This window comes from Exiguobacterium sp. S22-S28 (genome assembly GCF_043359615.1).
Lineage (GTDB): Bacteria > Bacillota > Bacilli > Exiguobacteriales > Exiguobacteriaceae > Exiguobacterium_A.
In genome coordinates this window covers 129,621-155,804 of the sequence record NZ_JBHFFC010000029.1, presented here as the reverse complement: position 1 = coordinate 155,804, position 26,184 = coordinate 129,621, and the positions used below count along the sequence as shown (strand labels likewise).

The 26,184-nt window shown below is 46.5% G+C and carries 29 protein-coding genes and 1 other annotated feature; of the genes, 5 read left to right on the top strand and 24 right to left on the bottom strand.

Translation table 11 applies throughout. The features are described 5' to 3' along the window. Positions 1–15: 15 nt before the first annotated feature. Complete coding sequence (locus tag ACHA8N_RS12520) at positions 16–1,107, top strand: cysteine desulfurase family protein (protein WP_393965927.1); 1,092 nt, start codon at positions 16–18, stop codon at positions 1,105–1,107. Then, entirely contained in the window at positions 1,094–1,669 is a 576-nt protein-coding gene (locus ACHA8N_RS12515; protein WP_393965926.1) for a transcription repressor NadR, read from the top strand. Before ACHA8N_RS12520 ends, ACHA8N_RS12515 begins: the two co-directional genes overlap by 14 nt. 86 nt (positions 1,670–1,755) lie before the next feature. Here ACHA8N_RS12515 and ACHA8N_RS12510 read toward each other — a convergent pair whose 3' ends face one another. From ACHA8N_RS12510 to ACHA8N_RS12400, 23 genes are all read right to left on the bottom strand, one after another. After that, complete coding sequence (locus tag ACHA8N_RS12510; RefSeq protein ID WP_147510700.1) at positions 1,756–3,036, bottom strand: hemolysin family protein; 1,281 nt, start codon at positions 3,034–3,036, stop codon at positions 1,756–1,758. 48 nt (positions 3,037–3,084) lie between these two features. Next, positions 3,085–4,380: a GTPase ObgE gene (obgE, locus tag ACHA8N_RS12505; protein WP_147510699.1), complete on the bottom strand. Its 1,296-nt coding sequence runs from the start codon at positions 4,378–4,380 to the stop codon at positions 3,085–3,087. 15 nt (positions 4,381–4,395) lie between these two features. Next, a complete protein-coding gene (locus ACHA8N_RS12500) occupies positions 4,396–4,881 on the bottom strand; it encodes a Spo0B domain-containing protein (protein WP_147510698.1) in 486 nt (161 codons plus the stop codon). A gap of 69 nt (positions 4,882–4,950) precedes the next feature. Further along, on the bottom strand, positions 4,951–5,229 hold the full coding sequence (gene rpmA, locus ACHA8N_RS12495) for a 50S ribosomal protein L27 (RefSeq protein WP_012370976.1): 279 nt from the start codon (positions 5,227–5,229) through the stop codon (positions 4,951–4,953). A gap of 14 nt (positions 5,230–5,243) precedes the next feature. Beyond that, positions 5,244–5,582, bottom strand: a complete 339-nt coding sequence (locus ACHA8N_RS12490; protein WP_393965925.1) for a ribosomal-processing cysteine protease Prp — start codon at positions 5,580–5,582, stop codon at positions 5,244–5,246. 3 nt (positions 5,583–5,585) lie between these two features. Continuing rightward, positions 5,586–5,894, bottom strand: a complete 309-nt coding sequence (gene rplU / locus ACHA8N_RS12485) for a 50S ribosomal protein L21 (protein ID WP_012370978.1) — start codon at positions 5,892–5,894, stop codon at positions 5,586–5,588. Between the two features lie 15 nt (positions 5,895–5,909). After that, positions 5,910–5,979: a sequence feature (ribosomal protein L21 leader region), on the bottom strand. A 78-nt stretch (positions 5,980–6,057) separates the two neighbouring features. Then, on the bottom strand, positions 6,058–7,395 hold the full coding sequence (locus ACHA8N_RS12480; RefSeq protein ID WP_393965924.1) for a ribonuclease E/G: 1,338 nt from the start codon (positions 7,393–7,395) through the stop codon (positions 6,058–6,060). Between the two features lie 64 nt (positions 7,396–7,459). Further along, on the bottom strand, positions 7,460–8,263 hold the full coding sequence (gene minD, locus ACHA8N_RS12475) for a septum site-determining protein MinD (RefSeq protein WP_393965955.1): 804 nt from the start codon (positions 8,261–8,263) through the stop codon (positions 7,460–7,462). 50 nt (positions 8,264–8,313) lie between these two features. Further along, entirely contained in the window at positions 8,314–8,988 is a 675-nt protein-coding gene (locus ACHA8N_RS12470; RefSeq protein WP_147510694.1) for a septum site-determining protein MinC, read from the bottom strand. 3 nt (positions 8,989–8,991) lie between these two features. Further along, a complete protein-coding gene (gene mreD, locus ACHA8N_RS12465) occupies positions 8,992–9,495 on the bottom strand; it encodes a rod shape-determining protein MreD (protein ID WP_393965923.1) in 504 nt (167 codons plus the stop codon). Then, the gene (gene mreC, locus ACHA8N_RS12460) at positions 9,488–10,372 is read right to left on the bottom strand and encodes a rod shape-determining protein MreC (RefSeq protein WP_147510692.1); all 885 of its coding nucleotides are present in this window, start codon (positions 10,370–10,372) and stop codon (positions 9,488–9,490) included. The genes mreD and mreC overlap by 8 nt, the downstream gene beginning before the upstream one ends. Before the next feature lie 14 nt (positions 10,373–10,386). Next, positions 10,387–11,421 carry a rod shape-determining protein gene (locus ACHA8N_RS12455; RefSeq protein WP_012370984.1) on the bottom strand — a complete coding sequence of 345 codons (1,035 nt, stop codon included), beginning with the start codon at positions 11,419–11,421 and terminating at the stop codon, positions 10,387–10,389. 161 nt (positions 11,422–11,582) lie between these two features. After that, positions 11,583–12,236 carry a RadC family protein gene (gene radC, locus ACHA8N_RS12450; RefSeq protein ID WP_147510691.1) on the bottom strand — a complete coding sequence of 218 codons (654 nt, stop codon included), beginning with the start codon at positions 12,234–12,236 and terminating at the stop codon, positions 11,583–11,585. Positions 12,237–12,262: 26 nt separating this feature from the next. After that, positions 12,263–12,841: a Maf family protein gene (locus tag ACHA8N_RS12445; RefSeq protein ID WP_393965922.1), complete on the bottom strand. Its 579-nt coding sequence runs from the start codon at positions 12,839–12,841 to the stop codon at positions 12,263–12,265. 107 nt (positions 12,842–12,948) lie between these two features. After that, on the bottom strand, positions 12,949–13,677 hold the full coding sequence (locus ACHA8N_RS12440; protein WP_147510689.1) for a hypothetical protein: 729 nt from the start codon (positions 13,675–13,677) through the stop codon (positions 12,949–12,951). Next, positions 13,674–15,416, bottom strand: coding sequence for a fimbrial assembly protein (locus tag ACHA8N_RS12435; RefSeq protein WP_393965921.1), 1,743 nt, complete (start codon positions 15,414–15,416; stop codon positions 13,674–13,676). The genes ACHA8N_RS12440 and ACHA8N_RS12435 overlap by 4 nt, the downstream gene beginning before the upstream one ends. A gap of 18 nt (positions 15,417–15,434) precedes the next feature. Then, on the bottom strand, positions 15,435–16,190 hold the full coding sequence (locus ACHA8N_RS12430) for a prepilin peptidase (protein WP_393965920.1): 756 nt from the start codon (positions 16,188–16,190) through the stop codon (positions 15,435–15,437). Positions 16,191–16,252: 62 nt separating this feature from the next. Next, positions 16,253–16,771 carry a type II secretion system protein gene (locus ACHA8N_RS12425; protein WP_393965919.1) on the bottom strand — a complete coding sequence of 173 codons (519 nt, stop codon included), beginning with the start codon at positions 16,769–16,771 and terminating at the stop codon, positions 16,253–16,255. Positions 16,772–16,908: 137 nt separating this feature from the next. Then, positions 16,909–18,126, bottom strand: a complete 1,218-nt coding sequence (locus ACHA8N_RS12420) for a type II secretion system F family protein (protein WP_147510685.1) — start codon at positions 18,124–18,126, stop codon at positions 16,909–16,911. A 4-nt stretch (positions 18,127–18,130) separates the two neighbouring features. Beyond that, positions 18,131–19,174: a type IV pilus twitching motility protein PilT gene (locus tag ACHA8N_RS12415; RefSeq protein ID WP_147510684.1), complete on the bottom strand. Its 1,044-nt coding sequence runs from the start codon at positions 19,172–19,174 to the stop codon at positions 18,131–18,133. Further along, positions 19,171–20,835, bottom strand: a complete 1,665-nt coding sequence (locus tag ACHA8N_RS12410; RefSeq protein WP_147510683.1) for a GspE/PulE family protein — start codon at positions 20,833–20,835, stop codon at positions 19,171–19,173. Before ACHA8N_RS12410 ends, ACHA8N_RS12415 begins: the two co-directional genes overlap by 4 nt. Positions 20,836–20,843: 8 nt before the next feature. Beyond that, entirely contained in the window at positions 20,844–21,161 is a 318-nt protein-coding gene (locus tag ACHA8N_RS12405; RefSeq protein WP_147510682.1) for a hypothetical protein, read from the bottom strand. A gap of 27 nt (positions 21,162–21,188) precedes the next feature. Further along, on the bottom strand, positions 21,189–22,568 hold the full coding sequence (locus ACHA8N_RS12400; RefSeq protein ID WP_393965918.1) for a G5 domain-containing protein: 1,380 nt from the start codon (positions 22,566–22,568) through the stop codon (positions 21,189–21,191). Positions 22,569–22,745: 177 nt separating this feature from the next. On the opposite strand from ACHA8N_RS12400, the gene ACHA8N_RS12395 reads away from it, so the two are divergent. From ACHA8N_RS12395 to ACHA8N_RS12385, 3 genes are read left to right on the top strand one after another with little or no spacing between them, the layout of a single operon-like run. Continuing rightward, positions 22,746–23,270, top strand: a complete 525-nt coding sequence (locus ACHA8N_RS12395; RefSeq protein ID WP_393965917.1) for a prepilin-type N-terminal cleavage/methylation domain-containing protein — start codon at positions 22,746–22,748, stop codon at positions 23,268–23,270. Next, positions 23,233–23,847 carry a PilW family protein gene (locus ACHA8N_RS12390; RefSeq protein WP_393965916.1) on the top strand — a complete coding sequence of 205 codons (615 nt, stop codon included), beginning with the start codon at positions 23,233–23,235 and terminating at the stop codon, positions 23,845–23,847. Before ACHA8N_RS12395 ends, ACHA8N_RS12390 begins: the two co-directional genes overlap by 38 nt. Before the next feature lie 17 nt (positions 23,848–23,864). Then, on the top strand, positions 23,865–25,442 hold the full coding sequence (locus ACHA8N_RS12385) for a type II secretion system protein (RefSeq protein ID WP_393965915.1): 1,578 nt from the start codon (positions 23,865–23,867) through the stop codon (positions 25,440–25,442). Positions 25,443–25,493: 51 nt separating this feature from the next. Here the strand turns inward: ACHA8N_RS12385 and ACHA8N_RS12380 are convergent, their stop codons facing one another. Further along, positions 25,494–26,183 carry an ankyrin repeat domain-containing protein gene (locus ACHA8N_RS12380; RefSeq protein WP_393965914.1) on the bottom strand — a complete coding sequence of 230 codons (690 nt, stop codon included), beginning with the start codon at positions 26,181–26,183 and terminating at the stop codon, positions 25,494–25,496. Position 26,184: the final 1 nt, after the last annotated feature.

Below are 26,184 nucleotides of genomic sequence, written 5' to 3'. Positions count from 1 at the left end.
AGGATACGATAACTGATGATTTATTTGGATCATGCTGCAACGACCCCTATCCATCCGGATGCGTTGGAACAATACAAAAGAACAGCAGAAACCGCCTACGGCAACAGTTCTTCGCTCCATGACGCGGGGGATGATGCCCTTCGATTATTAAACCAAGCCCGTGCTCAACTACTTGATTGGCTCCAATTAACCGAAGGAAATATCTTATTTACCGGCAGTGGTTCAGAAGCAAACTATATCGCGCTCAGTCATTTGCTTCGCCAAAGCAAGAAGACAACTGTCTTGACACTTGCTTCGGAACACGATTCCGTCCTGCTCCCATTAAAACGCTTGGCCCATCAAACGGTGACGATTAACTTGTTACCAACAGGAGAATTTGACTGGAACGCCTTTCATGAGGCTTGCACCGACGACATCGGTGTCGTCTCCGTCCAACACGTCAATTCCGACACCGGTTTTGTGTTTCCGGTCGCTGACATCGCTGCCTTTTGCCGGCAAAACAATATTTTAGTGCATTGCGACGGAGTTCAGGGATTCTTAAAGCACCCCGTCTGTTTAAAAGATGTCGATGCCTATACGATCAGCAGTCATAAAGTCTACGGTCCAAAAGGTCTTGGCGCCGTCTACTTGCGACGCCCGTTATTCAGTCCGTATTATGAAGCCCATCACGAGTTCGGGATTCGTCCCGGCACGGTCGACGTCCCGGGGATTGCTGCATTCTTGATGGCTTGCCAGCGGTACCGTGTTGAAAATCAAAAGATCCAGGCATCGAGTAAAAGATTTCGTGGTATGCTAAAAAAAAGACTTCCCTCTACTCGGTATCACATCATTGAATCGCCTCAGCAACTCGACTCGATTTGCGCCATCCGGACAAAACAACGGGATGGTCAATTCGTCCTTCTTGCCCTGAACCGTGCTGGCATTGCCGTCTCGGCAGGAAGTGCTTGTCGTGCAGGTGAAAATGGTCCAAATGCGACGTTACGTGCAATCGGATATGATGATTCAGCAGCGCATGGACTCATTCGTCTGAGCTTTGGCCGCACCACCACTACCGAAGAAGTCAATCAGTGTATCGCTGTACTTTGTTCACTGGATGAATCAGATTAAGAGAAAGGTAGGAGTCGTCATGGAAAGAAGACAGTCCGGAGAAGAACGCCGGCAAGAATTACTGCGAATGATCCAAGAAAATGATCGTCCTGTTACCGGCACACAACTGGCAAAACAAGCGGGGGTGAGTCGTCAGGTCATCGTGCAAGACTTATCATTGTTAAAAGCTAAAGGATATCCGGTCGTCGCGACCGCCAGAGGATACTTATTAAATGATCCGGTGCTCGACGGAACCCGTCGGATTCGAAAAGTCGTCTGCCGTCACGGTTACGATCAATTAAAAGCTGAATGTGATGCCATTGTTGATGAAGGTGTCATTTTGCGAGATGTCATCGTCGAACATCCGGTGTATGGGTTTTTAACAGGTGAATTGATGTTGAAAAGCCGGCGGGATGTCCGTGCCTTGATCGAGCGGCTTGAAGAAACACAGGCTACACCTCTGTCCAGCCTGACAGATGGTGTCCATATCCATACACTCGAAGCCGATAATGAAGAAGCTTTGGACGCGGCGATTGAAGCCCTTGACCGGTTAGGTATCCTCGTTTCAGAACTGGATGTCTGAGCTTAGTCCATGTATTCCATGCAAATGCGCATATCAAAAAAGGTCCATCCCGTTTTTTTACGGAATGGACCTTTTTGTGGTTTAGATCAGACGGACTCATCGATCGGCTCAACAGGTGGTTCATCAGAAAATGTTGCCAAGACCGTTCGAACACGACGATTCTCGACGTGTAAGACAGTCAAAGTGACTTGTCGATACACCATCTGCGTGCCCTCTTCCGGAATATGACCGACATCTTCCATAATCCATCCGCCAAGTGATTGCGCATCTGTTTCCGGCATCGTCAGACCAAATTGATGACAAAAATCTTCAATGTCATATTCAGCGAGACATTCGTAACGATTCGTTCCGACTTGTTTCGTGTACTCCAGTGATTCATCGTGTTCGTCCCAAATTTCACCAACCAGCTCTTCGAGGATATCCTCGAGCGTGATGAGTCCTGCTGTCCCGCCAAACTCGTCCAGTACAACCGCCATATGGGACTGTTTTACCTTTAACTCAGGCAAAAGATCCATGATATGCGTTTGTGGAACGACAAATGAGACAGGTCGAATCAACTCTCGAATCTCCACCCGACCGTGTTTTACGAATTCACGTAAAAAATCGCGTTCGGATAAGACACCGATGATGTGATCGATGGAGTCTTTATAGACCGGCAAGCGTGAAAAGCCGCCTTTTTGAACTTCCTGTAAGATGTCATCAAAACTCGCATCAATATCGATCGCTTGAATGTCCGTTCGGGGTGTCAACGCTTCCTCGACCGTGACATTCTTGAAATCAACAGCGCGATGAACGATTTCCGCACTGGCTTGATTCATGATCCCTTCTTCTTCACTGATATCAACAAGTGCACGGAGTTCTTGTTCCGTGACGAGTGGTCCTTTCGGATCGGCACCAATCAGCACCAATGCGGCTTGACGTAACTTCAGGAATACAAAAATGAAGGGTTTGAAGACGACCAAACAGAGGTGAAGCGGACTGCTGATCCAAAACACATACGTTTCCGCATGTTCCCGCGCATACGATTTAGGAATTAACTCCCCAAACAACAAAATGAACAAAAACGTCAGGAAAATGATGCTGATTTGCATCAACAAATCCGTCGACAAGGACATCGCCAACCACCCGCCGATCATCGCTACACCTAAATTCGACAGTGTATTTCCGATCAGGATGGCGGTGAGTGTCTCCTCATAACGTTGTAACAGACGGAGTGCTTGTGTCGCACGTGCGTTGCCCTCTTCCGACTGATGTAAGATCCGTAACCGATTCGCACTAGATAAGGCTGTTTCAGAAGACGAAAAGAATGCTGAAATAACTAGTAAGACGAAGAACCAGATGAACTGAATCGCGGGAAGTGGGTCCACGATGCTCTCACACTCCATTTCTCAAATGAACTTATTTGACCGTTTCGATTAGAACGACGACTCGATGAATTCGAATTCGAAGTCACGGATTCGAACGACGTCGCCGTCAATCGCACCCATTTTACGAAGCTCTTCATCGACACCCATTTGACGCAATGTCCGGGCGAAACGTTTGATGGACTCTTCACGCATGAAGTTTGTCATCGTGAACAGTTTCTCAATCCGTGGTCCTTTGATGACGAAGCAATCATCTTCGTCTTTCGAAATCGTAAAGCCGGCTTCCGGTGCTTCATATCCGTAGACGACGCGTGGTGTCGCTGTTTTTTCTTCGAGTTCTTCCAGACCGAATTCAGGTGTTGCATCTACAAGATCCGCAATTCGGAACAGAAGATCGCGTAACCCTTGACGTGTTGCAGCTGAAATCGCAAACACTTCCAAGTCCGGGAAAGCTTCTTTAAATACTTCCAGATTGGCTTCCGCATCCGGCATATCCATTTTATTTGCAACGACGACTTGCGGTCGTTCTGTCAAACGCAAGTTGTAGTCGGCGAGTTCTTTGTTGATGATGTTGTAATCTTCAACAGGATCGCGTCCTTCCATCCCACTCATGTCGATGACATGGACGATAACTTTTGTCCGTTCGACGTGACGCAGGAATTGGTGACCGAGACCTACTCCTTCGCTCGCCCCTTCAATCAGACCCGGTAAATCGGCCATGATAAAGCTGCGGCTGTCTTCTGTTTCAACGACACCGATGTTTGGTGTAATCGTCGTGAAGTGGTACGCTCCGATTTTTGGACGCGCCGCTGAGACGATTGAAAGCATCGTTGATTTCCCGACACTCGGGAAACCGACGAGTCCGACATCCGCCAACATTTTCAATTCGAGTTTTAAATACTTCTCTTCCCCTGGTTCACCATTCTCCGCGTGTTCCGGAGCCGGGTTGGCCGGAGTTGCAAAACGTGAGTTTCCACGTCCGCCGCGTCCACCTTTTGCGACGATCGCTTGTTGACCGTGGTGAACGAGATCGGCAATGACTGCATCCGTATCATCGTCGTAGACGACTGTACCGGGTGGAACTTTAACGACGAGATGCTCGGCTTTACGACCATGCATCCCTTTCGACATCCCGTTTTCACCTTGGACGGCTTTAAAGTGACGTTTGTAACGGAAATCCATCAACGTCCGTAGCCCCTCGTCCACTTCGAGGACGACGTGGGCACCATGACCACCATCTCCTCCCGCCGGACCACCGTCTGGAACATATTTTTCGCGACGGAACGCAACTTGCCCGCGTCCTCCATCTCCTGCTTTTACATAAATATTTACCTGATCGACAAACATGTCAGATCCCTCCTATTACTGTTCTTCCTCTACAGGAAGACTTTCGATTTCGATCACACACTCATGTTCCGTCTGTGACTCGATCTCCATCGGCGTCACTAGATCTTTAAGGCGCGACATATCTAGTAGATCCCGATAGATCTCGATGGTCACGCCCTCATGAAAGGTTACGGATACTTCTCCATTCCCCACTTCTATCATGTCAAGCGCAGCTTCAATGATGGTCGCGAGACGCGAATCATCGATCTGCTTTGGTTTCTCAATCACATCATATTCGACAGTTAAGCCTGCCCAATCCGCTCGTTGTAGTGTGAGCGCTGCTTTCGGCAATTCAATCAAGGAGAGCCGTCCTTCTCGTGACGCTTGCTCCCGGTAGACTGAACAGATCGATTCAACAGCCGCCTCGTCACCCATCGCGCTATAAGAACGAACGAGTTGCAATCGATTCAACCATTCGTGACGAAGTGACTTCAAAAGATCCAGTACCTGCTCATCCTTCATCGGTCGTTCCCTCCTAAAAAAAGCAGACCCTAACCCCTGAAAGTGGCTAGAGTCTGCTTCATCGATCACTTATGCTGGGTAAACGCTGACTTGTTTTTTGTCGCGTCCGAGACGTTCGAAACGAACGACACCAGTTGCAGTTGCGAAAAGTGTATCATCGCCACCACGTCCGACGTTCATACCTGGGTGAATCTTCGTACCGCGTTGGCGGTAGAGGATTGAACCAGCAGAAACAGTTTGACCGTCTGCACGTTTCGCCCCAAGGCGTTTCGATTGCGAGTCACGACCGTTCTTTGTCGAACCTACCCCTTTTTTCGATGCGAAGAACTGAAGATTAAGTTTCAACATGTGGAATCCACCTCCTATATTTGTTCAAGTTGGATAAACTCACCGTAACTTTCGGCGATGGTTCCGAGTTGGACCAACATCGCTTCCAGTAACAATTGGGTGCGTTCACTGACATCCGGTGCTAAATCAGTGTACGGTTCTACATAAAAGTAGCCACCTTCTTGTTGTTCTGCCATTTCAAGGAGCAGGACCTGCCCGAGCAGTGACTCGATGGCATTGTATGCCCCGAAAATCACGCTTGATGTGCCGGCACAGACTAAATCTAAACCAGGCTCAGCGAACTCGGCATGTCCTGTCACTTCGATGGAGCGGATTAACTCTGCTCCATCTCGTCGAATCTTGACACGTATCATGGCTTACGCTTCGATTTTCTCGATGCGGACCTTCGTGTAAGGTTGACGGTGACCTTGCTTACGACGGTAGTTCTTTTTAGCTTTCATTTTGAAGACTGTGATCTTTTTCGCGCGAGCGTGTTTGATGACCGTTGCTACGACCTTCGCACCTTCTACGAGTGGAGCGCCGACTTTAACATCGTCACCACCAAGGATCAAGACTTCGCCGAATTCTACTGTGCTGTCGACGTCTGCGTTTAATTTCTCAACGTAGATCTCTTGGCCAGCTTCGACTTTAACTTGTTTACCACCAGTTTTAATAATTGCGTACATTACGTGCACCTCCTCTTAGGAACTCAGACTCGCCATCACGGGCAGCGGATGCTTTAAAACCCGGTCTGTGCGGTTGTAGTCATTTGGGTGCTTCCAAACGAACTAACGTTATTCAGAATACCAAACGATGTTGACTATTGTCAATAACCTTCTGATCGGATTCTTATTGTCTTTTGACGAAATTGTCACAATCCTCTTTCGTACCGGTAAATAAAATACCGGTTTCCCCTTCTATTAGAAACAATTCAAGTGGACTTTCCTGCAACAATAACGGACTGAGCAGGTCGAGCGGGGCACGCACGACAGCTGCTTCTGCATATGTCGCCATCTCCATCAATCGTGGTTCCAACTGCCGGTGGACGGCAATCCGCGACGGTTTCCCTTGATTGAAGGATCGCTCGGACAACGATTTCCCGTGCCGTTGCCGTGTCAATTCACAGAGCCCCATCTTCGTGAATCCATATACTTCAATCTGTTTTGATTCATGTGCGGCCCGCTCTTTCAACAATTGGGTGACACGGGTCTGTCCTTTACTCGAGCCTCGCAAGAAATCAACGGCAATCATCCCGCTGATATTGCGTAGACGGAGTTGACGCATGATTTCAACGGCTGCTGCTTCATTAATCTGATCAAACGTCCGTTTTTGTTCTTTGACGGACACGGTTTTACCGCTGTTGATATCAATCACCGTCATTGTCTCCACTTCTTCAATCAATAGATAAGCGCCGCCGTCCAGCCACACGACTTTTTCGAGCGCCTTCTCGATTGCCCGGTCGACTTGCTCCATAACAGGAAGACGCCCTTTGACGACCGGACGTTCTACCCGTAATCCCATCTGTTCGAGTCGTTCTTTCTCACTTCGATTTGTCACAATGGCCTCTTCGACATGACTCAATCGTTTCGCCTCTTGAAGAATCAACGACTCATCTTGAGTAATTGTCGTCTGTTGCAGCATCTGGTGATGACGTGCACGCAATTGTGTCAATTCCACTTGCAGGCTTGATGTCGCTGCTTGCGCCGCCTCCGTCCGGTAAAGAATACCTTCCTCTTCTTCGACTTGAATCACTCTGGAAAGTTGTTGTTGCGCCACGAGATCGAGCTTCCGACTGAAACGAATCCGGCGTCCGTAAGGAAAATAAACAAGAAAGCGGCCGCCGTACGTAATGTTTTGTGTGACTTTATGCTGTTTCGGTGCTGCACCTTCCTTAACAACTTGTACGAGCACAGTTTGTCCGACTTGCACCGCCTGACCGATTGTTGGAACTTCAGGATAACGATATAACGTCTCAAGTGTTTCATTGATCGGTAAATAGAGCGGAGTCCCGTCCGTCGCAATCAAAAATGCGGCTTCTAGCGTCGGGTGCAGACGATCAACTTTCGCCTGAAGCAGTGTTCCGACCCGAATTTCATCGCGCATCCGTTCATGGTATTCGATCACCCGTCCACCCTCGACCAAAGCCACCCGTTCAAGAGACGGAGTCTGTTCACTAATCCATTTCATCTTCATTCCTCCATGAAAAATAGACTAGAAGCATCAAAACCCTTCTAGTCTATTTTTCCCCATCTTATTTCATGCCAAGCATTTTTTTCAGTTTCACGAAAAATCCTTTTTGCGGTTGCTCCATAATATCAAGGAGTGGCACCGATTCCCCGAGAATCCGGCGGGTGATGTTCCGGTACCCGAGACCTGCCCGATTATCGGGATTCATTGTCACCGGTACACCGCGGTGAGATGCTGCAATGACTTCTTCGTCATCGATGATCAAACCAAGAAGATCAATCGACAAGATGCGCATGATTTCATCGATGTCGAGCATGTCACCGGACGCCATCATATGCGAGCGGACACGGTTAATGACGAGCTTCGGAATGATTTTTCGCTCTGATCGTTCGAGCATTCCGATGATTCGGTCTGCATCCTGAACGGCTGCTTTTTCCGGTGTTGTCACGATGATAGCTTCATCTGCGCCGGCAATTGCATTCATAAATCCTTGTTCAATCCCAGCCGGACAGTCAATCAAGACAAAGTCGTACTCTAATTTCAGAGAATCGATAATACCTTTTACCTGTTCCGGTGTGACAGAGGATTTATCCTTGGACTGAGCAGCAGGTAACAGGTACATCTCTTCAAAACGTTTATCACGAACGAGGGCTTGATGTAATTTACATTGTCCTGTCACGACGTCAACGATATTGTAGATACTGCGGTTATCCAGTCCAAGTACGATATCCAGATTCCGAAGACCGATATCTGTATCGACCAAACAAACTGAATGTCCCATCAGCGCAAGCGCTGTGCCGATGTTCGCCGTTGTCGTCGTTTTACCGACGCCGCCTTTACCGGATGTGACGACGATGGCACGTCCCACTTGAGATTTCGCCTCTGTATGTACCTGTTCTTTCACTTGTTCCATATCTGTCACCCTCTTTCACTGTCAATCGCAAATTGATCCATCCGCGCGAGCGGAACGGTTTGAAGACGAGAAAATTCTACTCCTGTTTCTCCGACGAACGCACACCCCATATCCAATGCCTGAATCGGCGCATCGTCTGGATCTTCATAGACAAAATCAGAAATCGAAATCCATTTTGGTTGTAAGACACTGGCAGCAATTACTGCCTGCTGATTTCCGCCTTTTCCGGCGTGAACCGTTCCCCGAAGTGCACCAAGACAGTAAATACTCCCTGTCGCATGTACGACAGCACCCGGATTAATGTCACCAATGACAACAATGGATCCTTCAACATCTACGACATGACCACTACGGGCTGTGCCGCCGAAATAATGAAATGTCCGTTCCCCGTACTGGGCTTTCGCTTCCTCTTTCGTCAGACATTCACTTTCATATCCGTTAAATAAAAATGAATCATGACGCGCGACGATAGATTCGACAGCCGTCACAACGCCTTCGTCGACATAACGGCGACCGAAGAAGAAGGTAATCGGTACGGCGCGTCCGTTCTCGACGGATTTGTCAGCAAGCGTCAATTCTAAATCGTCAAGAAATTCATCCACACTGCACCTTTCATTTACATAGACGGCGAGGCCACCACGATGACCTTTCATCGTTACATAACGCTTACGCTCAATCATGACTCATCCTCTTTTCTCATCAAGTGTGGATTGCACCAGTCGCGTCATCGGATAATACAGCACGATGATCCCGATCAACTGAGCAATGAGACTCCTTGGAATGATTTGCGTCGCGAGTTCCTTGAAGGGAACACCGACGCCTACGACCGAAGCCGTGAAGAAATAAATATCCAGTTCAAACAAAATAGCGCTGAACGTAAAGGTGACGATAATCGTTAATACGTTCTCCTTTACATATTTTAGCACGAAGCTACTAAAAAGCGGAATGGCAGATAGCGCAAATAAATAAATTCCGATGATATCGGAATAGACGAAATCATACAACAGACCAAATAACAGACCAAAACCAAGCGCCTGCTCGATTTTTCCATAACGTCCTAAAAACATCAACGCAATCAACGTCACATGCACGACGTACGGAGAACCGTCTCCGAGCGGTCCGGCAAACAGCGTCCCTTCCAAGATAAAAAGAAGGAACACGGCGAAAAACAACTTGACGTTATTCACGAGTGTCCCCTCCTTTGTCGGTCTCAGCGAAAGGTTCCTTCGCTTCGCGTTGAATCACAAAGACGTGACCAAACTGTTCGAAGTCTGCTGCCGGTTTGACGTATGCGATTTTCGAAGCACCGTATTGATCCGATTTCACCTGTTCAATCTTCCCAACGACAATCCCACTCGGATACTTACCACCGAGTCCGGAAGTCGTAACAGTCTGCCCTTTTTTCAGTTTGGCATCGTTCGGAATCTTCGTGAACTTTAAGCGGTTCGTCTCTTCATCAAATCCTTCGATCGTTCCGAAAACACTTTTCCCTTTCGTATCATCAGCGACTGCCGAGACATTATTCGTTCGGCTCGTATCCGATAACAGTTGTACGAGAGACGTGTAGGCACTCGTCTGAATGACCCGTCCGATTAGTCCGTCCGCCGTCACGACCGCCATATTCGTTTTGACGCCCTGTTCCTGTCCGATGCTGACCGTGACAAAACGTTGCCATTCGGAAGACGTTCGGCCAATCATCTCTGCCGGAAGTAATTTATAATCACGAATCGATCCTTTTAATTTCAACATGTCTTTTAATTCATCGTTTTCACGTTCCAAGTCGCGCACTTTAACCGAATTTCCGGCATAGTCCCCCAGTCGTGATTTTAAATACTCATTTTCCTTATATACATCGCGCACTTCTTTAACCGAAGTGACCGTATCATCAATCCAGCCAATCGGTGTCGCAAAAAGACGCTGACCAACTCCGACGGTATCACGGACAAAACTTTGATACCAGTGGCTTTGGTTACGTCCTTGAAGCGAAATTCCGATTAAAATCACCAAAAGGAGAAAACTAAGGAGTGTGATGAGCAGTTTTCGATTATTTAAAAATCGCTTCATCGCTCATCCCGTCCTTATCTTTTTTGTGAGATGCCTGATTTCGAACGCAATACATTCATCATCTCCAGTGATTTACCTGTTCCGATCGCTACACAATCAAGCGCATTTTCCGCAACGAGAGTCAAAATACGTGTCTCGTCTTCAATAACAGCATCCAAGTTTTTCAGAAGAGCACCGCCGCCTGTCAAGACGATTCCGCGATCCATGACGTCTGCCGATAATTCCGGCGGCGTCTGTTCGAGCGTGTGTTTGACTCCAGCCAAAATCGCATCGACCGTATCCGATAAGGCGTCACAAATTTCTGCACTCGTGACTTCAATCTGCTTTGGAAGTCCTGTCACGAGGTCACGTCCACGAATTTCCATCGTTTCGTTTTCCGACTCTTCGTCAATGCGAGCATAACCGATTGTCATTTTCAGCGTCTCAGCTGTCCGCTCCCCGATCATCAAGTTGTACTTCGACTTGATGTAACGAATGATTGACTCGTCCATCTCATCGCCGCCGACACGAATCGATTGACTTGTGACGATTCCGCCAAGCGAGATGACAGCGACTTCTGTCGTTCCGCCGCCGATATCAACGACCATCGAACCCGTTGGCTCAGAAACCGGAAGACCGGCTCCGATTGCCGCTGCAAACGGTTCTTCGATTGTATAGGCTTCACGTGCACCAGCCAGTTTCGCCGCATCTTCAACTGCCCGCTTTTCAACTGACGTGATACCACTTGGTACACAAATCATCACGTTTGTTTTTGACGAAAACAATCCTTTTTTCTTTGTTGCTTGATCCATGAAGTATTTGATCATCGTTGCTGTCGTTTCATAATCAGCGATAACCCCGTCTTTCATCGGGCGTCGTGCCGTCACGTTTCCCGGTGTCCGTCCAATCATGTTTTTTGCTGCATTACCTACTGCTTCAATCTTTCCTGTATCCGTACGGAATGCGACAACGGAAGGTTCGCGCACGACGATTCCTTGCCCCTTCACATAAACGAGCGTATTTGCCGTACCTAAGTCAATGCCGATTTCACGGCTAAATGATCCAAACATTATTCAAAAAACCCCTCTCTGAGAATACACTTCACTAATTATAACGGAAAAGCCTTCGTAGGAAAGCGTTAAAACGTTACAGCTTGTTTACAGTTCGTTGGTTATCACAAAAGCAAAAACGCCTGAGGTCAGGAAGCAAAGTTCCCCCTCAGACGTTATTCTTACATAAATCCCCGCTGTTTCATACTAATAAATTGTCCATGCCCGATGACGAGATGATCAATGCAGCTGATTCCGATCAATCTGCCTGCTTCAACCATCCGTTCCGACACTTCAATATCTTCCCGGCTCGGTGTCGGATCACCAGACGGATGATTGTGGACGGCAATGAAGCTTGCCGCCGAACAACGAATGGCTTCACGGAAAATATCACGGGGATGGACGATCGATGTATTAAGTCCTCCGATAAATAATGTTTTTTTCGAAATCACTTCGTTTTTCGTATTCAAATACAGGCAGATGAAGTGTTCCTGCTGATATAACCGCATCTCTTCCATTAATAATTCTGCCGCGTCCTCCGGTGAGCGGACGGCTGGTCGGACCCACTTCGGTTCCGTCACAAGCCGGCGGCCAAGTTCTAGCCCCGCCATGATTTGCATCGCTTTGGCTTTTCCAACACCTGGTGCTTTCTCCAGTCCGCCTACACCGGCCGCTTCAAGTTCAATCAACGATGGATAGATATCAAGTAACTCTTCTGCAATTTCAAGCGGTCCCCGGTTCCGTGTCCCGCTCCGGACGAGACAGGCGAGTAATTCGACCGTCGTTGCTTGCGCCAATCCCTTTAATTGAATCCTATCCTTTGGCCATTCAATCACTGCATCCGACCTTTCTCTACAAGGAATTACGCAAACATCGGATTGATTCCAAACGTTTCAAGGTGACGGCTGATCGGATTGATCGGCAGACCGACGACATTGTAATAATCTCCCTCAATCGCCTCGACGAACAGACCACCCTGACCTTGAATCCCGTATCCTCCTGCTTTGTCATAAGGCTCATTGGTCATGACATATGACAGGAGCCATTTTTCCGGAATCAAGCAGAACCGGACCTTCGTCGGCACGGTAAACGTCTCTTGCCGCTCCACTGTCCAGATGGTGACACCGGTTACGACCTCGTGCGTCCGTCCGGACAACAGCCGTAACATCTCAAGCGCAGCCTCCCGGTCGACTGGTTTTTCAAGGATGCGGTGATCCAGTGAGACGACCGTATCAGCAGCCAATACAATTTCACCCGGTCGTGCCACGGCCCGTGCTTTTTTCTGCGACAGGTAACGGACATACTCTTCAGCCGTCATCGGGTGTGGTGCTTCTTCTCTTACATCCGCCGGTCGAATCGTATGCGGCACACCGATTTGCCTTAACAGTTCCGTCCGCCTCGGCGACGCCGAAGCGAGAATCAATGAGTGTTGCGTTATCATTAGTATCACGCTCTTTTCTTTCTTTTTCGACCAGTCTTACTGGTATTATCTTTGAGTATAACGAAAAACAAGTGCTTCCCCGAGTCGAAGAAACACTTGTTAAGGGTTCAATTATCTGTGACATCCACAAACGGATCTGATTTTGGAGTCGTTTCTTTTAGGGGCGTTTGTTTATCCGGAATCAACTTGGTTAAATCCGGGCGATAATAACTTTCAATTTCGACCGTGAAGGACATCATTTCATCCTCAAGTACAATCGCTTGACTGCCCGGTCCCGGCTCCTCCGGTCCCGTCAGCTGGATTTGCCGCAAAATCGTAATCCGGTCCGTCCGTTCGATTTGCTTCAAAAATGCCATTAAATCCAAATAGGACGGAGCCTCGACAACTAATGAAGCAGGTAATGCGGTTGCCGTCGTTGCCGTAACCGGTGCTTCTGTTGCTTGTGCGGCATCCACTTCTGATTCTGTTGCCATTGCACCGTCGACAGCAGGTGTCGATTGGACAGGCGAGGCGGGGGTATCAGTACTTGCCGCGCCGAAGGTAATCCCCTGAACCTTGACACCGGCAATCTGACTGGCTGCATTGATGGCATCGATGACATCATCATTTGCCGGCAAGACAGGTACTTGTTTTTGCAGGAAGCTGGATTCTGCCACATCGACTTTTTGTTCGTTGGCTTTAGCTGCCTCAAGCGCCATCTGTTCCCGTTCGAGTGCTGTTTCCGTCTTGTTCAGTTCTTGATATGTCGTGTACGTCGTGTAACCAAAGTAGGATAGACCTCCGATGACAAGCAGGACTGTCAGGGCCAAAAGAATGAAACCACTATATCGTTTCAATTTCCTTCCACCTCCTCTACTTCAGTCGAGACGACTTCACCGCTTTCCGGATTCGCCGGATCCGGGACCACCTCTTCCGAATTTGTCTCCGGATCGGCGGCAGGTTCCGTTGTTCCGTCTTCTTTCGGTGCTTCCGGATCTGCTTGGTTCGTCTCTCCCTTGATGACTTCTGCCGGAATGACGGTTAGACCAAACTGACCGATATAGCGCGGTTCTTCCGTTTTTGTTTCATCAGACGGCGTAATCGTCGTCGTCGGCATTTCTTGTCCGGTCGTCGGATCAACAGCCGTTGATGTGACCACCTCTGCTTTTTCATTCATGGTCTTCGTCGTTACACTTGTCAAGCTGATCCCCGTAAAAGAAGTATCCGTCAACAGTTGACGGTAAAAACCGTTTAATTCATCCAGTGTTTCAAACTGAGCATTCATTGAGACGGTTTGGTCGGCACCATACGCAAACTGCAGAATATACCCCCGTTCCGGTAAATAACGCGTGATCCGTTCGAGGGTCGGAACAGCAGGACGCGGCGTCGTTTCAAGACCTTCAACCGTTTGCTTTAGTTGTGCGACTTCCTGTTTCGCGGACTGGGCTGATTCGGATTGAAGCGTCCGAACAATTTGAATTTGATTATTTGCCGTCTCAATCCGGTCGGCAAATTGATCGGTCTGCCAATAAAGATATCCACCGATTATCCCGCCGAATAACAATAAAACCAGTGAAGCAATCAGCGGGAACTTGGGCGCGACATCACTGTCCGGCAATAAATTGATGCGTTCTTTTTGAGTGGTCGAGAGACCAACGAGCGGTAAATAGGCTTTCGGCATCAACTGACCATTCAGATCCACTTGATCCGGGACTTGTTCCAAAACAAAATCAAAGTTCGCTTCAAATCGCCGGACCAATTCTTCTTGAAACGGAAAATCGCCTGTCAGCATGACCCGCTTAATTTCACGACCATCTCGTGCCAAAGAGAAACGATAAAAATCAAGTACACGTGAAAACTCCAACAGCATCTCTTCTAAAATGTATTCGACATTCTCATCATCCAATTGATATCGATAGTGCAGACGATCCTCCATGACCTCTACATCCCATGCAGTGGAAACAAATGTATCTACCGAACGGATCAAACGCGGGACACGATCTTCAATGATAATCAATTGGTGGTTCGTCGCGTTGACGTTCCAAATCAATAAGTTACTGTCCGCTTCGATTTCATAAAGCGCATCCAAGCCGAAAAATGTCGCAAGCGGTTGTGGTTCTGCTGCAACCAATCGAAGATGTTTTTTCTTAAACAACTCCATATACTGCTTCAATGCTTCGTTTGGAGCAGCGTACAACATGATTTCCCGTTTCCCATCTTCTTCGAGTAACGTGTAGTCAAAATAAGGTTCTTCAAACGGCAGAACGATGCTGTGACCCAGTTCCATGAATAAGTATCCCCGAATTTGATTCGTCTCGATGGTTTCGGGAATTTCAAGTTTTCGGGCAAGAACAAGTGAACCGTCAAGAGCTAAAACAGCTTGCGCACTACGCGGAACTTTTAACTTTGTCAGTAAACTTTCAAAAATAAGATCAAGCGATGCTTCCGGTTGAAGCCATCCGCCTTGCAGTGTGCCTGGAGGGAGCGAAACGACGGCACGACGTTTGATGATTCCGTTTTTAACGACCGCACCAAAAATTCCGACATCTGTAAAATTAAAATAAATGTACGTACCTCTGCGCCTAACTTGCGGCATATGTATGTTCTTCCTTTCCTAGAGGAACAGATCGAGATAAAGATTCACCCAATCGTCCGCAAAATAATATGTCAGTAATGTCCCGACGGCGATGGACGGAACAAAGGGAATAGGTTGTTTTCGTTTGACCCGCTTGAGTCCAAGCAACGTCAGACCGATGACGGATCCGACAAAGGCGGAGACGAACAAAGCGATCACGACATGCAAAGGACCTAAGAAGATGCCGAGCAACCCAAACAGTTTGACGTCCCCCGCCCCCATTCCTTGTCGTGAAGCAAGATAAATCACGAACAATAAACAGAAGCCGACGAATCCGCCAATAATTGGATTATACCAGTTCTCAAGGGGGGAAAGGTAGCGAACAATCAGACTAACCGGTAAAAAAAATAATAAAATTTTATTAGGTATCAGCATATACGCAAGGTCCGACATCACAAGGATACTTAACAAACTCGTTAATACAATCGACAGGACGAACTGCATCGACCAGCCGAACTGATAAAAGGCGTAGGCATACAGGATGCCGCCGAGTAATTCGAGCGCCGGATACTTGATTGAGATCGGCAACTGACAGGTCCGGCACTTCCCTCCAAGAACCAGATATCCGATGACCGGTGTCAGCTCCAGCGGACCAAGAACATGACCACAGTTCGGACAATGCGACCGCGGCCGGATGACCGATTCCCCAACCGGAACACGTAAACCGACGACGTTCGTAAACGATGTTACGAGCATTCCAATCAGAAAAAAATAAACCGTAAAGACCACTGTCATCTTCGCGTTCCCTCCTTAAAAAAGTTCAGAAAAAAACCCCCGAGATGGGGGGATTTTACTTCTTATGGTTTTTCGACGACGCCCGAACGTTTCAGATCATCCGGTGATTTTTTAGTGAAATACGTGTAATCCGCAGACTGACTTGCCAATGTAACTTCATACGTGTAACTACCATTCTTTTCAGTCACAACTACATATGAATCTTTGTAGGCTTTATCTGAGTTTAACGCATCCTTCATCGAATCGATGTATTTGCTGAGTGAATCTTCGCGTGGCGCAGTTGTAGTCCCTGCTTTCGGTCCGATATTATTATTATTATCTTTAATTCCTAATTTCACGCTCTCACCCGGTTGAATCGGATTCGAAGATGTATAAAGTTTTGCTGCAGCAACCAATTGTTTCGCATCAGATACGACCGCATCTTTACGCGAGTTCTCAATCAATCCGCCGATAGCGACGACAGCGATCGCTGCAATGATTCCTAAAATAACAACAACAACAAGTAACTCGATCAATGTCAAGCCGCGCTCATCGCGCATTTGTTTGGCATCTAACCAAACTTCTTTTAAACGTTCTAACATGTTTATTATTCCTCCCTAATGCTTTTTCCTGTGACTGGTGTATAGGTCATACTGTCCAGATGAATACTATTATAGTAGCACCATATTTTTTGTAGAAAATGTCTTTTTTCTACAACAGGTAAATGTTTTGACAGTTGTCAACTTGCTTGAATATCGGAATAAATCTTGAACATCGGTACGACGACCGCGATGACGATGACACCGACAATGACAGCGAGTACAACAATCAATAACGGCTCGATGATCGACTTCAAACGATCCGTCGTCGTCTCGACTTCCGTTTCATAAAAGTCCGCGACTTCTGTCAGCATCGAATCGAGCCGTCCGGACTCTTCTCCGATCGCGATCATCTGCGTCACGAGTGGTGGGAAATGTTTGTTTTTCGTTAAAGGCTCGTGCATCGGAATCCCGCGGGACATCGCTTCGTTTGCAGCAGCAATTCCTTTACGGATGACACGGTTCGTTACGATGCGTTCCGTGATGTCCAGAGAGGCTAAAATCGGAACCGAGGCATTCAATAAAACAGATAAGCCACGTGTCATTAAGGCAATTTGTGATTTTTGAATCAATGGACCAAAAACAGGAATCATTAATAAAAAGCGATCAAAAATGACCCGTTGTCTTTCATTTTTTAAATTGAAATAAAGCAACCCGATTAAACCAAATACGATAAGCAACAAGACCCACCAATAGGCGACGAAAAAGTCTGAAACAGCGACGACGATTTTAGTGATCAACGGCAACTCACTTCCGAGCTGATCAAAAATCGAAGCAAAGGTCGGGACGACGTTCAACATCAAGAAGACGACAACCCCAATCGCAACAACAGAGACGACTGCCGGGTAAATCAATGCTGAAATCACTTTTCGTTTAATTTCATACTGTTTCTGAAGTTGCGTCACGATATTATCCAAAGCTTCTTCCAAGTTCCCGCTCGCTTCCCCGGCCATCGCCATACTGACGAAAAACGTATCGAATACCCGTGGATGTTTTTCAATGGCCGCGGAAAATTGAATCCCGCTCCGCAAGTCATCCTCAACTTCGACGAGTGCCCGTTCGAGCGGCTTGGATTCCGTTTGCTTTCGCAAAATTTCGGTTGCTTTGACAATCGATACACCCGACCGAACAAGCGTCGCAAACTGTCGCGCATACATGACAAGATGCTCGATTTTCGGTTTGGCGGTCAAAAATGTAATTTCTGTATTCAACCCTTTGGATTCTTGTTTTTCAAGGGATGTCACAGCAATTTGTTCCGTCCGTAACCGTTCCGCCGCTTCCCGTTTTGTCAAAGCGGTAATTTTACCTTTTTTCCGTTTCCCGGTCATCGTTCGACCTTCATATATGAAAACTGCCATTAACTCACCCCGATATGTAAGGTGTCGCGGCTGATGCTGGAATCAGTCCTCGACTTACTAAGTCTTGTAGTGCCATTTGCATCGTCTGCATTCCGTATTGTTTACCGGTTTGTAGAACGGATTGAATTTGATACTCTTTGCCCGTCCGAATCAAGTTTGATACTGCCGGCGTCTCGACCATGATTTCCAGTGCAGCCACACGTCCTGTCCCGTCACTGCGCGGCATCAGGCGTTGGGACACTACCCCTGCCAAAACATTCGCGAGCTGTGCCCGAATTTGATCTTGTTGCTCAGCCGGAAAGACATCGATAATCCGACTGACGGTTGAAGCGGCTGTCGAGGTATGGACCGTCGCAAAGACGAGATGCCCCGTCTCGGCGGCTGTGACGGCCGTCGAAATCGTCTCAAGATCACGCATCTCACCCAGCAAGATGACATCCGGATCTTGTCGTAATGCTGAACGAAGACCTGTTGAAAAACGGGGAGCATCAATCCCGATTTCGCGTTGATCAATTAGACTCTTATTGTGACTATGCAAATATTCAATTGGATCTTCCAGTGTGATGATTCGTTTATACATCGTTTGATTGATTTCATTAATCATTGCCGCAAGTGTGGTCGATTTCCCGGATCCCGTCGGTCCCGTCACAAGAATAAGGCCATGTGGTTTCGTTAAAAACCGTTTTAAGACAGGTGGTAAATTGAGTTTATCGAACGTTGGAACTTCAGTCGGAATCGTCCGGAAGGCCATGGATAAGGTCCCACGCTGATAAAAACAGTTGACACGATATCGTGCCACACCCGTGACACCAAACGAAAAGTCAATGTCCCGGTCTTGTTTCAATTGAAGAAACATTTCCTCGGTAATAAGTGACCGAACAAAACCTTCGATAATGACAGGTTTCATCTTGTCTGTCCCAAATGATGTCAGCGCCCCATTGATTCGGAAGACCGGAGGAGATCCTGCTGTCAAATGAACATCGGACGCCCCTTTTTCTTTGGAAGCCCGTAGAATATCCTCAATTTGCGCACGTTCCATCGTACTCATTCGGAAATCACCGTCCGTAGAATTTCTTCAGTCGTCGTGATGCCTTGTGCGACTTTAGTCAACCCATCTGTCAGCAGTAACTGTTGTCCTTGTGAACGAACATATGTCGTAATTTCACTTTCAGTCGACTGATTCATGATCATCCGACGTAACACTTCATCCACCATGACGACTTCTTGAATGGCTAAACGTCCTCGATATCCTGTCATGTTACAAGAGGAACAACCGCGACCACGAACAACACTTGTTGCTTCAATGCCCTCCTGTTCAAACAATTCCAATTCACGCTTCGACAGCGGTTGGACTTCTCCACAGTCTCGGCAGACCCGCCGGACAAGACGCTGGGCAATCAATCCCGTGACCGAGGCCGCAACAAGGAATGGCTCAACCCCCATGTCAATCAACCGGGTAATCGAACTGACTGCCGAATTCGTGTGCAACGTCGAAAGAACCAGGTGACCGGTCAGTGACGCTCGGATGGAAATTTCGGCTGTCTCAATATCCCGGATTTCCCCGACCATGACAACGTTTGGATCCTGCCGTAAGATGGACCGTAAACCGCTGGCGAACGTCAACCCGATTTTTGAGTTGACCTGTACCTGATTAATCCCGTCGACTTGGTACTCGACCGGGTCTTCGACCGTGATGATATTCCGCGACTCATCATTCAATTCATTTAACGCGCCATATAAGGTTGACGATTTTCCTGATCCGGTCGGTCCTGTAATCAAAATAATTCCGTTCGGTCGTTTTAACATCTCCCGGAATTGTTGCTCGTTTCGTTCACTGAATCCGATTTTAGCGATGGAAATATTAGAGTTTGAACTGTCGAGAATTCGGATAACTACTTTTTCTCCATAAACGGTCGGTAACGTCGACACGCGGAAGTCGTAGGCGGCACCATTATATAAAAACTTAATCCGTCCATCCTGCGGCAAACGGGTTTCTGTAATGTCAAGTTCACTCATGACTTTAATCCGTGTTGTTAAGATATTTTGAATTTGTTTCGGATAATTATTTTCTGTCCGAAGTTCACCGTCAATCCGAATTCGGATGGATAAAGATGTTTCTTGCGGATCCATATGGATATCGGATGCCCGCTGTGAAATTCCGTTTTCAAGAATTTGATTCACAAGCCGGATAATCGGTGCATCTTCCCGGGTGACTGTATCACGTGAAGTATCAGAAATCGTCATCTCATCCGACTCGAGCAATTCCCGTAAGGACGAATCGATATCGTAATATTTGAGAATCGTCCGTCGGATTTCATCACGTGTCGCTAGTCCCACTTCGATCATCAAACCGGTCTGAAGACGCAAGTCGTCGATTGCAATCAAATCCATCGGATCTGCCATTGCGATGAACAGCCGGTTTCCTTCCCGGTAAACCGGAACAAGTGTATGGCGTTGCGCCAGCTCTTTTGAAATCAACTTCGTAACGGCGACATCGACCGGGTAGTTATACAATTGAATGACCGGAATCTTTAACTGGTGGTGTAAGGCTTCAATCAATTGTTGTTCCGTCAAATGACCGAGTCGTAACAACGTGTCGCCTAGTTTTTCCGCCGTTCGCTTGACGGATAACGCTTCCTCGATTTGTGCTTCCGTCACAACACTTTCTTCTAACAGCATTTCACCTAATCGTTTTCGCTTCATCGCCATTTACATCGTCATCCTTCCGCGTGCCATGTTTCTTCGTCTTCAAGAGGTGTCTGCTTCGTTTGCTTTTTTTCATCGACCACACTCGTAATGGCTGCAACGATTAAGATCGTTACGATATATCCCGCAATAACAAACGGATTTGTCACCCCATCTAGTTTGACAATCAAGTAAAGGGCAACGACTAAAAGGAGTGCTGTCAATGAAAGAATGACTTTCGAGACCGTTGTCTTCACAAACGGAATTTGAATGGCAAACATCAATCCACAAATGATTGTTGCAAGACCGATGATGATACCGAGTTCAATCGCTAAATCTGTCCAGTTCATATTTCATCCTCTTTTCTTCTCATGAAGTTAACCGACTGCGCCGTCTGTTGGATCACCCTCACCCTCGGCAGGAGATGCCGGATCACCGGTCGTCGGTGTATCGGGTTTGTCAGGAGCCGATGGTTGATCCGGTGTATCCGGTGTCGGTGTCCCGTTATCAGTTGTTTCATCAGTCGAGCCGTCTGTTGAGCCGTCTGTTGAACCGTCTGTCGATTCGTCGTTAGTTCCATCTGTCGTACCGTCATTCGTCGTACTGTCGTCTGTCGTCTCCTCTGAAGGTTCGGGCGTTACGACAGGCGGTGCTTCTTCTTGGCTGCTTTTCGTCACAATGGCAGGTGTCGCCCGGTAAAAATCAAGAGCAAGTAATCGCTTGACTTCGCCTTTGTTTGATTTCGTAACCCGGTACAATTCAATGGACTTCCCTTCGGTCCCGGCTTGAGTATCACTGCTTGTTCCCGCAGATAATGTGGCTGAATAGCGTGTAATCGTGCGGTAAGGAATTGTTTTTTCTGCTTCAAGAACAGCTGAAACGGTTTCTTTAAACGATGTTCCGCGTAATTCCAACGTGACATCACTGCCATTTTTTGTCGCTACTACTTGATAATTAACCGACTGTGTATTACGGACAGCAAAGTCTGTCTTTTCATCGATCTTGACATCATAGCCGAGTGTAATGTCATCCGGTAACTTGTCATGCGGCATCCGTTCTACAATTTCAAACGGTGTTTTTGCAAACAATTCATATAACTTACTGCCGATGTATGATCCTGCGATTGGGTCCATGCCATATGTTTTCACATTCATCAGTTGGCCGGCTTTGATGTCGACATTTCTCATAGCCTCAATCATTTGATCTTCTGATGCAGAACGTGTCGTAAACGTAACGCTTGATACGACCTCTCCCGACGAGTTAGTGGCGGTCGAGGTGGCGGCCGGATCAAAGTTTCCGTCTTCCAAACCTTTACTGCTAGCAATCAACCACTCTTTAAATGCTTTGTTTTGGTCTTCTGAATATGTAACAGGTTGCGTCGATAGGTAAGCTGAAACTGCTTCTTCATCCAATGTCACGCGCAATGCCCCTCCCTTTTTTAGGGACGCATTTTTAACGGACTGGTTAATGTCAAAAGAAATCAACTCTGTCGGAACAGGCAACGTATCTTCCCCGGTTCCAATCGTCAAAGGTGTTTTTTTCGACCATGCCGTGACCGCTTCTTGAACTTTTGGTTTTGCCTCTTTTCGTGTCAATCCACTGACAGGAATAGAACCAATTCGAGCCGTATCAGAAAAGTTTTCGGAAACCGTTGCTTTTCCAGTAAAAGAAATCAAAGCAAAAGAAGGTACGTAGATTAAGGCGACTAACGCCACTAAAAGTAAAGTATGTACAGCAAAACGCTTAAAATTTATCATCATCTGTTTCCTTTCCGTTTGAAATAACCATTTCGGGTGTCTAGTATTTCCATTATAATGAATAATATGATGAAACATAAGTCCTACCTGACAAATACTTTCTTCATGTGAGAATACATACCGTTTTTTTATACTTTTCATCCTAATATCCTATCGATTCAGACACGAGGTGAGTCCATGCAAGATGAGCAACATGGTTTTTCGTTGATTGAAGTGTTAGTCAGTATAACCATTTTATCCATTATTTCAGTATCCTTAATCAGCATCTTTTCACAATCGCTCTCAGCTTCCAGAAATAGTACAGAATTGACCTTTGCCAATTATTTAGCTAAAAATGCTGTTTCTTATATCGAACGCGAAGTGCTCGAAACTGACTCCGGTCCATTTGTTTTCGATACCTTGTTCGAAGAAGCTCAATTGACTATTTATCAAAACGGTGCTTTTGAAGTACCCGCTCCCCAATCGCCTTCATGTAATGTATCGGCTGTTTGCGATTCAATCTTCAATGACGCAGAAATTAATAACCTGCCATTTGACGTGAAATTCAGCGTTACACCACACAGAATCAATGGGAAAACCGATCCGAACCTACTGGATTTATATGTCTACGTTTATCCGGACGGGCAGCCAGAACCTATTACGTCTTTGAAAGGATCGATCACGAATGCGACGCTTAATCAAAGTTTTCCATCAACGAAGTAATGGATTTTCGCTCGTTGAGTTATTGGTCGCCATCGTCATTGCAGCGATTTTCAGTGCTGTCATCTTAACAGTCTTCATTTCCGGAACTAAAAGTTTTCAAGCAACCGGAATCATCAGTGAACTGCGAAGTGAAGCAGATAGTTCCGTCGGAATGATTCTAAATGAAATCACAGGTTTTGACGCCATACGGATCGATCAACCCAACGAAGTCGCTTTTTATCAAAAAACGTTGCCCAGTCTCAGTCAATCAACCGGTTTATTGGAACGATCCATCGGTTTTATACCTTACCGAGCCAATCAAGAAAAAGAGGAGACGGTGATTCAACCCGTCACGTATACATTCACCGATCATCAAACAAATCAGTCGACGCTCATTTATAACGGTCCGCTCGAAACTGTCAATGAGCAGACTACGCTGCAAAAAACATTTACTTTATCGCGTCCGGAAACCGTCACGATTAAAACCGGTGAATATCCCGGCATTTATGTCATTCACGGAATTTTGACGATCACCCTAACGATCCAGTCGACTGACCAAGAAGAAAAACAAACACTCACGAGTACGATTGGTTTTTAAGACAGAAAGGACGACCCATGCGAAAATCTGAAGAAGGTTATACTCTACTATTTGTATTAGTTACATTGACGGTCCTTTCTGTTTTAGCCGTCGCGACAATTGGCATCAGTTTACAATCCACACGTTTGACAGAAATACGCGGCACGAATATTGAAGTCGAATCAGCGGCACAAAATGAATTAAACCAAGCTGTGGCTGCGCTGCAACAAGTCGTTGCGACGACGACAGGCGAGAATCCTTCCAGTTCGTCAACGCAATTATTCAACGATCCGACCAATCAAATTATTCTCAAACTGGCAACTGCGGCGCCCAATGTTAAAGTGACATTAAACGAAGGAGCTTCGAATGTCCGGGTCAAAGCATTTGATTTAACTGCACAGGCGGAAGAAACAAAGGGTGATCAACCGACGGTCCAAAAAACATATGCCCAACGTGTTTATCTGTCTGCGATTCCGGGATTTTTATATTACATTCTTGGTTCTGATAATCAGGTTATCTTAAATGGTGCTCCACGCATTCAAGGAAATGTATTCTCGCGTAAACCATTGGAAGTATCCGCCTCACCTAATTTTATCTACAACGGTGTTAAGGGCACGTACACCGACAAGACAGCCCGTTCCTATATTGACGGTCAAGTCAAAGTCTTTCAACCAAAGGATCAACCACTCTTGACCTGTCGTGACTTCATCACTTGCGACAGTACTGTTTTTGATCCGAAAGTCAAAACAGATGTATTGGCAACAAAAGATGCACTCGTTCCTTTTGATTTTGAATTTGCACTCAATGACTTTTTGGCTTTACCGAGTTCAACACCGCTTGCGACATTGCCTGCTTATTTAAGAAATTTACCGAACGAGCAACTCAAACAATATCCGCTCGACGGTCCTTTTCTAAACGAGTTAAGTACGGATAAGCAACTTGTTCAGCCAGGAAAATTAGCAAACAATACGGTTACGATTACGGACGATATTGTCAAAGCAACTACTGAACCGCTGATTATCGACGGTAATTTAACGATTTCTTCTTTAAATCCTGTTGATCAACCGCTCGAAATTAAACGACCGATTGTTGTGCTTGGTAACCTGTTAATCCGAGGCAACGTCAGTTTTGCGACAACGATGTTCTCGACAGGTTCCAGTCGTCTTGATGATGCCAATATTCAAGGTATTGCCAGTTCATCGAGTCAAAACACACTTATTTTACTCAGTAAAGGGAGTTTGACCATCAACCGGGTTAATAAGTTTTCAACACCGAAAACCGCAACACCTAACATGAGTGCTTTTTTATACAGTGATGATCCTAAGGTGAATCATATTTATTCAGTCGGTTCGACGATGAACCTTCAAGGCGGCATTTTCACGAGAGGAAGTCTCGAAGTCAATGCCTATCGCGGAACACTTGATTTACCGGAAAACAGCTTTCCTCAAGACGTAACAGCTCTTGAAACATTGATGCAAGCAAAAAAATCAATGGATGCTGAAAAATCAAGACTTCGTTTAACTTATGACGCCAGTGTATTAAAAAATCCAACATCCATGCTTCCGCTCAGCCGTGCAGTCCAACTTTATGTCGAGACGCCAAAACGTCTCCGATGACAAACAAAAACACGAGATCCTCTCAGTAATACCAGAGAATCTCGTGTTTTATTATTGAAATGCTTCCGCCCCATAGTTTTTAGCTAATGTTTTCACTTTTTTTTCGTCCGGTGTTGCTCCACTTGTTTTTAACAATTGATACAGATCTTTGCGATTTTGTTTGACAGTTTCATAAATCGGAGGATTTGCACCTTCATCAGGTGAAGCACCCGCTTGAAGCAACAGCTCCATCGCTTCCTCATTCTGATCAACAGTCGCATAATAAAGCGGTGTGTGCTTCGATTGATCTTGTTGATTCAATTGACGGTTCGTTGCTTTTTTTACGAGTAAGGCATACGCATCCACCGAACGGTTTACACTTGTTGCGACATGCAACACATTTTGTCCCTGCTTGTTGACTTGTTTGATGGAAGCTCCGGTTGCCAACCAGTCTGCTACAACTTCTGTCGGTGCAAACTGAGCTGCATAAAACCAGTTCGTTTGATTTTTTACACTCGTTTCATCTAGCAGTACAAGTGCCTTTTTATACTCCAGTGATTCTTGAAAGCGCTGAATATAACGGTTGCGTTCTTTCGTAGACAAATCAACGGCTTCAGCTGCCTGTTCCAACTCACGCGAATCCTTTGCTTTGAGACTGCTTTGAAAATTTTGCTGATTTCGATAATCAATAAGAAAATACGTCGCTCCTCCAACTCCAACTAAAATCAGAAGGACGATGCTGATGATTTTTTTACGTGTCACG

Bases quoted from the DNA above. Each gene is read 5' to 3' on its own strand.
- ACHA8N_RS12520 (WP_393965927.1), top strand. From the start codon at position 16: ATGATTTATTTGGATCATGCTGCAACGACCCCTATCCATCCGGATGCG.
- ACHA8N_RS12515 (WP_393965926.1), top strand. From the start codon at position 1,094: ATGAATCAGATTAAGAGAAAGGTAGGAGTCGTCATGGAAAGAAGACAG.
- obgE (WP_147510699.1), bottom strand. From the start codon at position 4,380: ATGTTTGTCGATCAGGTAAATATTTATGTAAAAGCAGGAGATGGAGGA.
- ACHA8N_RS12500 (WP_147510698.1), bottom strand. From the start codon at position 4,881: ATGAAGGATGAGCAGGTACTGGATCTTTTGAAGTCACTTCGTCACGAA.
- rpmA (WP_012370976.1), bottom strand. From the start codon at position 5,229: ATGTTGAAACTTAATCTTCAGTTCTTCGCATCGAAAAAAGGGGTAGGT.
- ACHA8N_RS12490 (WP_393965925.1), bottom strand. From the start codon at position 5,582: ATGATACGTGTCAAGATTCGACGAGATGGAGCAGAGTTAATCCGCTCC.
- rplU (WP_012370978.1), bottom strand. From the start codon at position 5,894: ATGTACGCAATTATTAAAACTGGTGGTAAACAAGTTAAAGTCGAAGCT.
- ACHA8N_RS12480 (WP_393965924.1), bottom strand. From the start codon at position 7,395: ATGAAATGGATTAGTGAACAGACTCCGTCTCTTGAACGGGTGGCTTTG.
- ACHA8N_RS12470 (WP_147510694.1), bottom strand. From the start codon at position 8,988: ATGATTGAGCGTAAGCGTTATGTAACGATGAAAGGTCATCGTGGTGGC.
- mreC (WP_147510692.1), bottom strand. From the start codon at position 10,372: ATGAAGCGATTTTTAAATAATCGAAAACTGCTCATCACACTCCTTAGT.
- ACHA8N_RS12455 (WP_012370984.1), bottom strand. From the start codon at position 11,421: ATGTTTGGATCATTTAGCCGTGAAATCGGCATTGACTTAGGTACGGCA.
- ACHA8N_RS12445 (WP_393965922.1), bottom strand. From the start codon at position 12,841: ATGATAACGCAACACTCATTGATTCTCGCTTCGGCGTCGCCGAGGCGG.
- ACHA8N_RS12435 (WP_393965921.1), bottom strand. From the start codon at position 15,416: ATGCCGCAAGTTAGGCGCAGAGGTACGTACATTTATTTTAATTTTACA.
- ACHA8N_RS12430 (WP_393965920.1), bottom strand. From the start codon at position 16,190: ATGACAGTGGTCTTTACGGTTTATTTTTTTCTGATTGGAATGCTCGTA.
- ACHA8N_RS12425 (WP_393965919.1), bottom strand. From the start codon at position 16,771: ATGTTAGAACGTTTAAAAGAAGTTTGGTTAGATGCCAAACAAATGCGC.
- ACHA8N_RS12420 (WP_147510685.1), bottom strand. From the start codon at position 18,126: ATGGCAGTTTTCATATATGAAGGTCGAACGATGACCGGGAAACGGAAA.
- ACHA8N_RS12415 (WP_147510684.1), bottom strand. From the start codon at position 19,174: ATGAGTACGATGGAACGTGCGCAAATTGAGGATATTCTACGGGCTTCC.
- ACHA8N_RS12410 (WP_147510683.1), bottom strand. From the start codon at position 20,835: ATGGCGATGAAGCGAAAACGATTAGGTGAAATGCTGTTAGAAGAAAGT.
- ACHA8N_RS12405 (WP_147510682.1), bottom strand. From the start codon at position 21,161: ATGAACTGGACAGATTTAGCGATTGAACTCGGTATCATCATCGGTCTT.
- ACHA8N_RS12400 (WP_393965918.1), bottom strand. From the start codon at position 22,568: ATGATAAATTTTAAGCGTTTTGCTGTACATACTTTACTTTTAGTGGCG.
- ACHA8N_RS12395 (WP_393965917.1), top strand. From the start codon at position 22,746: ATGCAAGATGAGCAACATGGTTTTTCGTTGATTGAAGTGTTAGTCAGT.
- ACHA8N_RS12390 (WP_393965916.1), top strand. From the start codon at position 23,233: ATGCGACGCTTAATCAAAGTTTTCCATCAACGAAGTAATGGATTTTCG.
- ACHA8N_RS12385 (WP_393965915.1), top strand. From the start codon at position 23,865: ATGCGAAAATCTGAAGAAGGTTATACTCTACTATTTGTATTAGTTACA.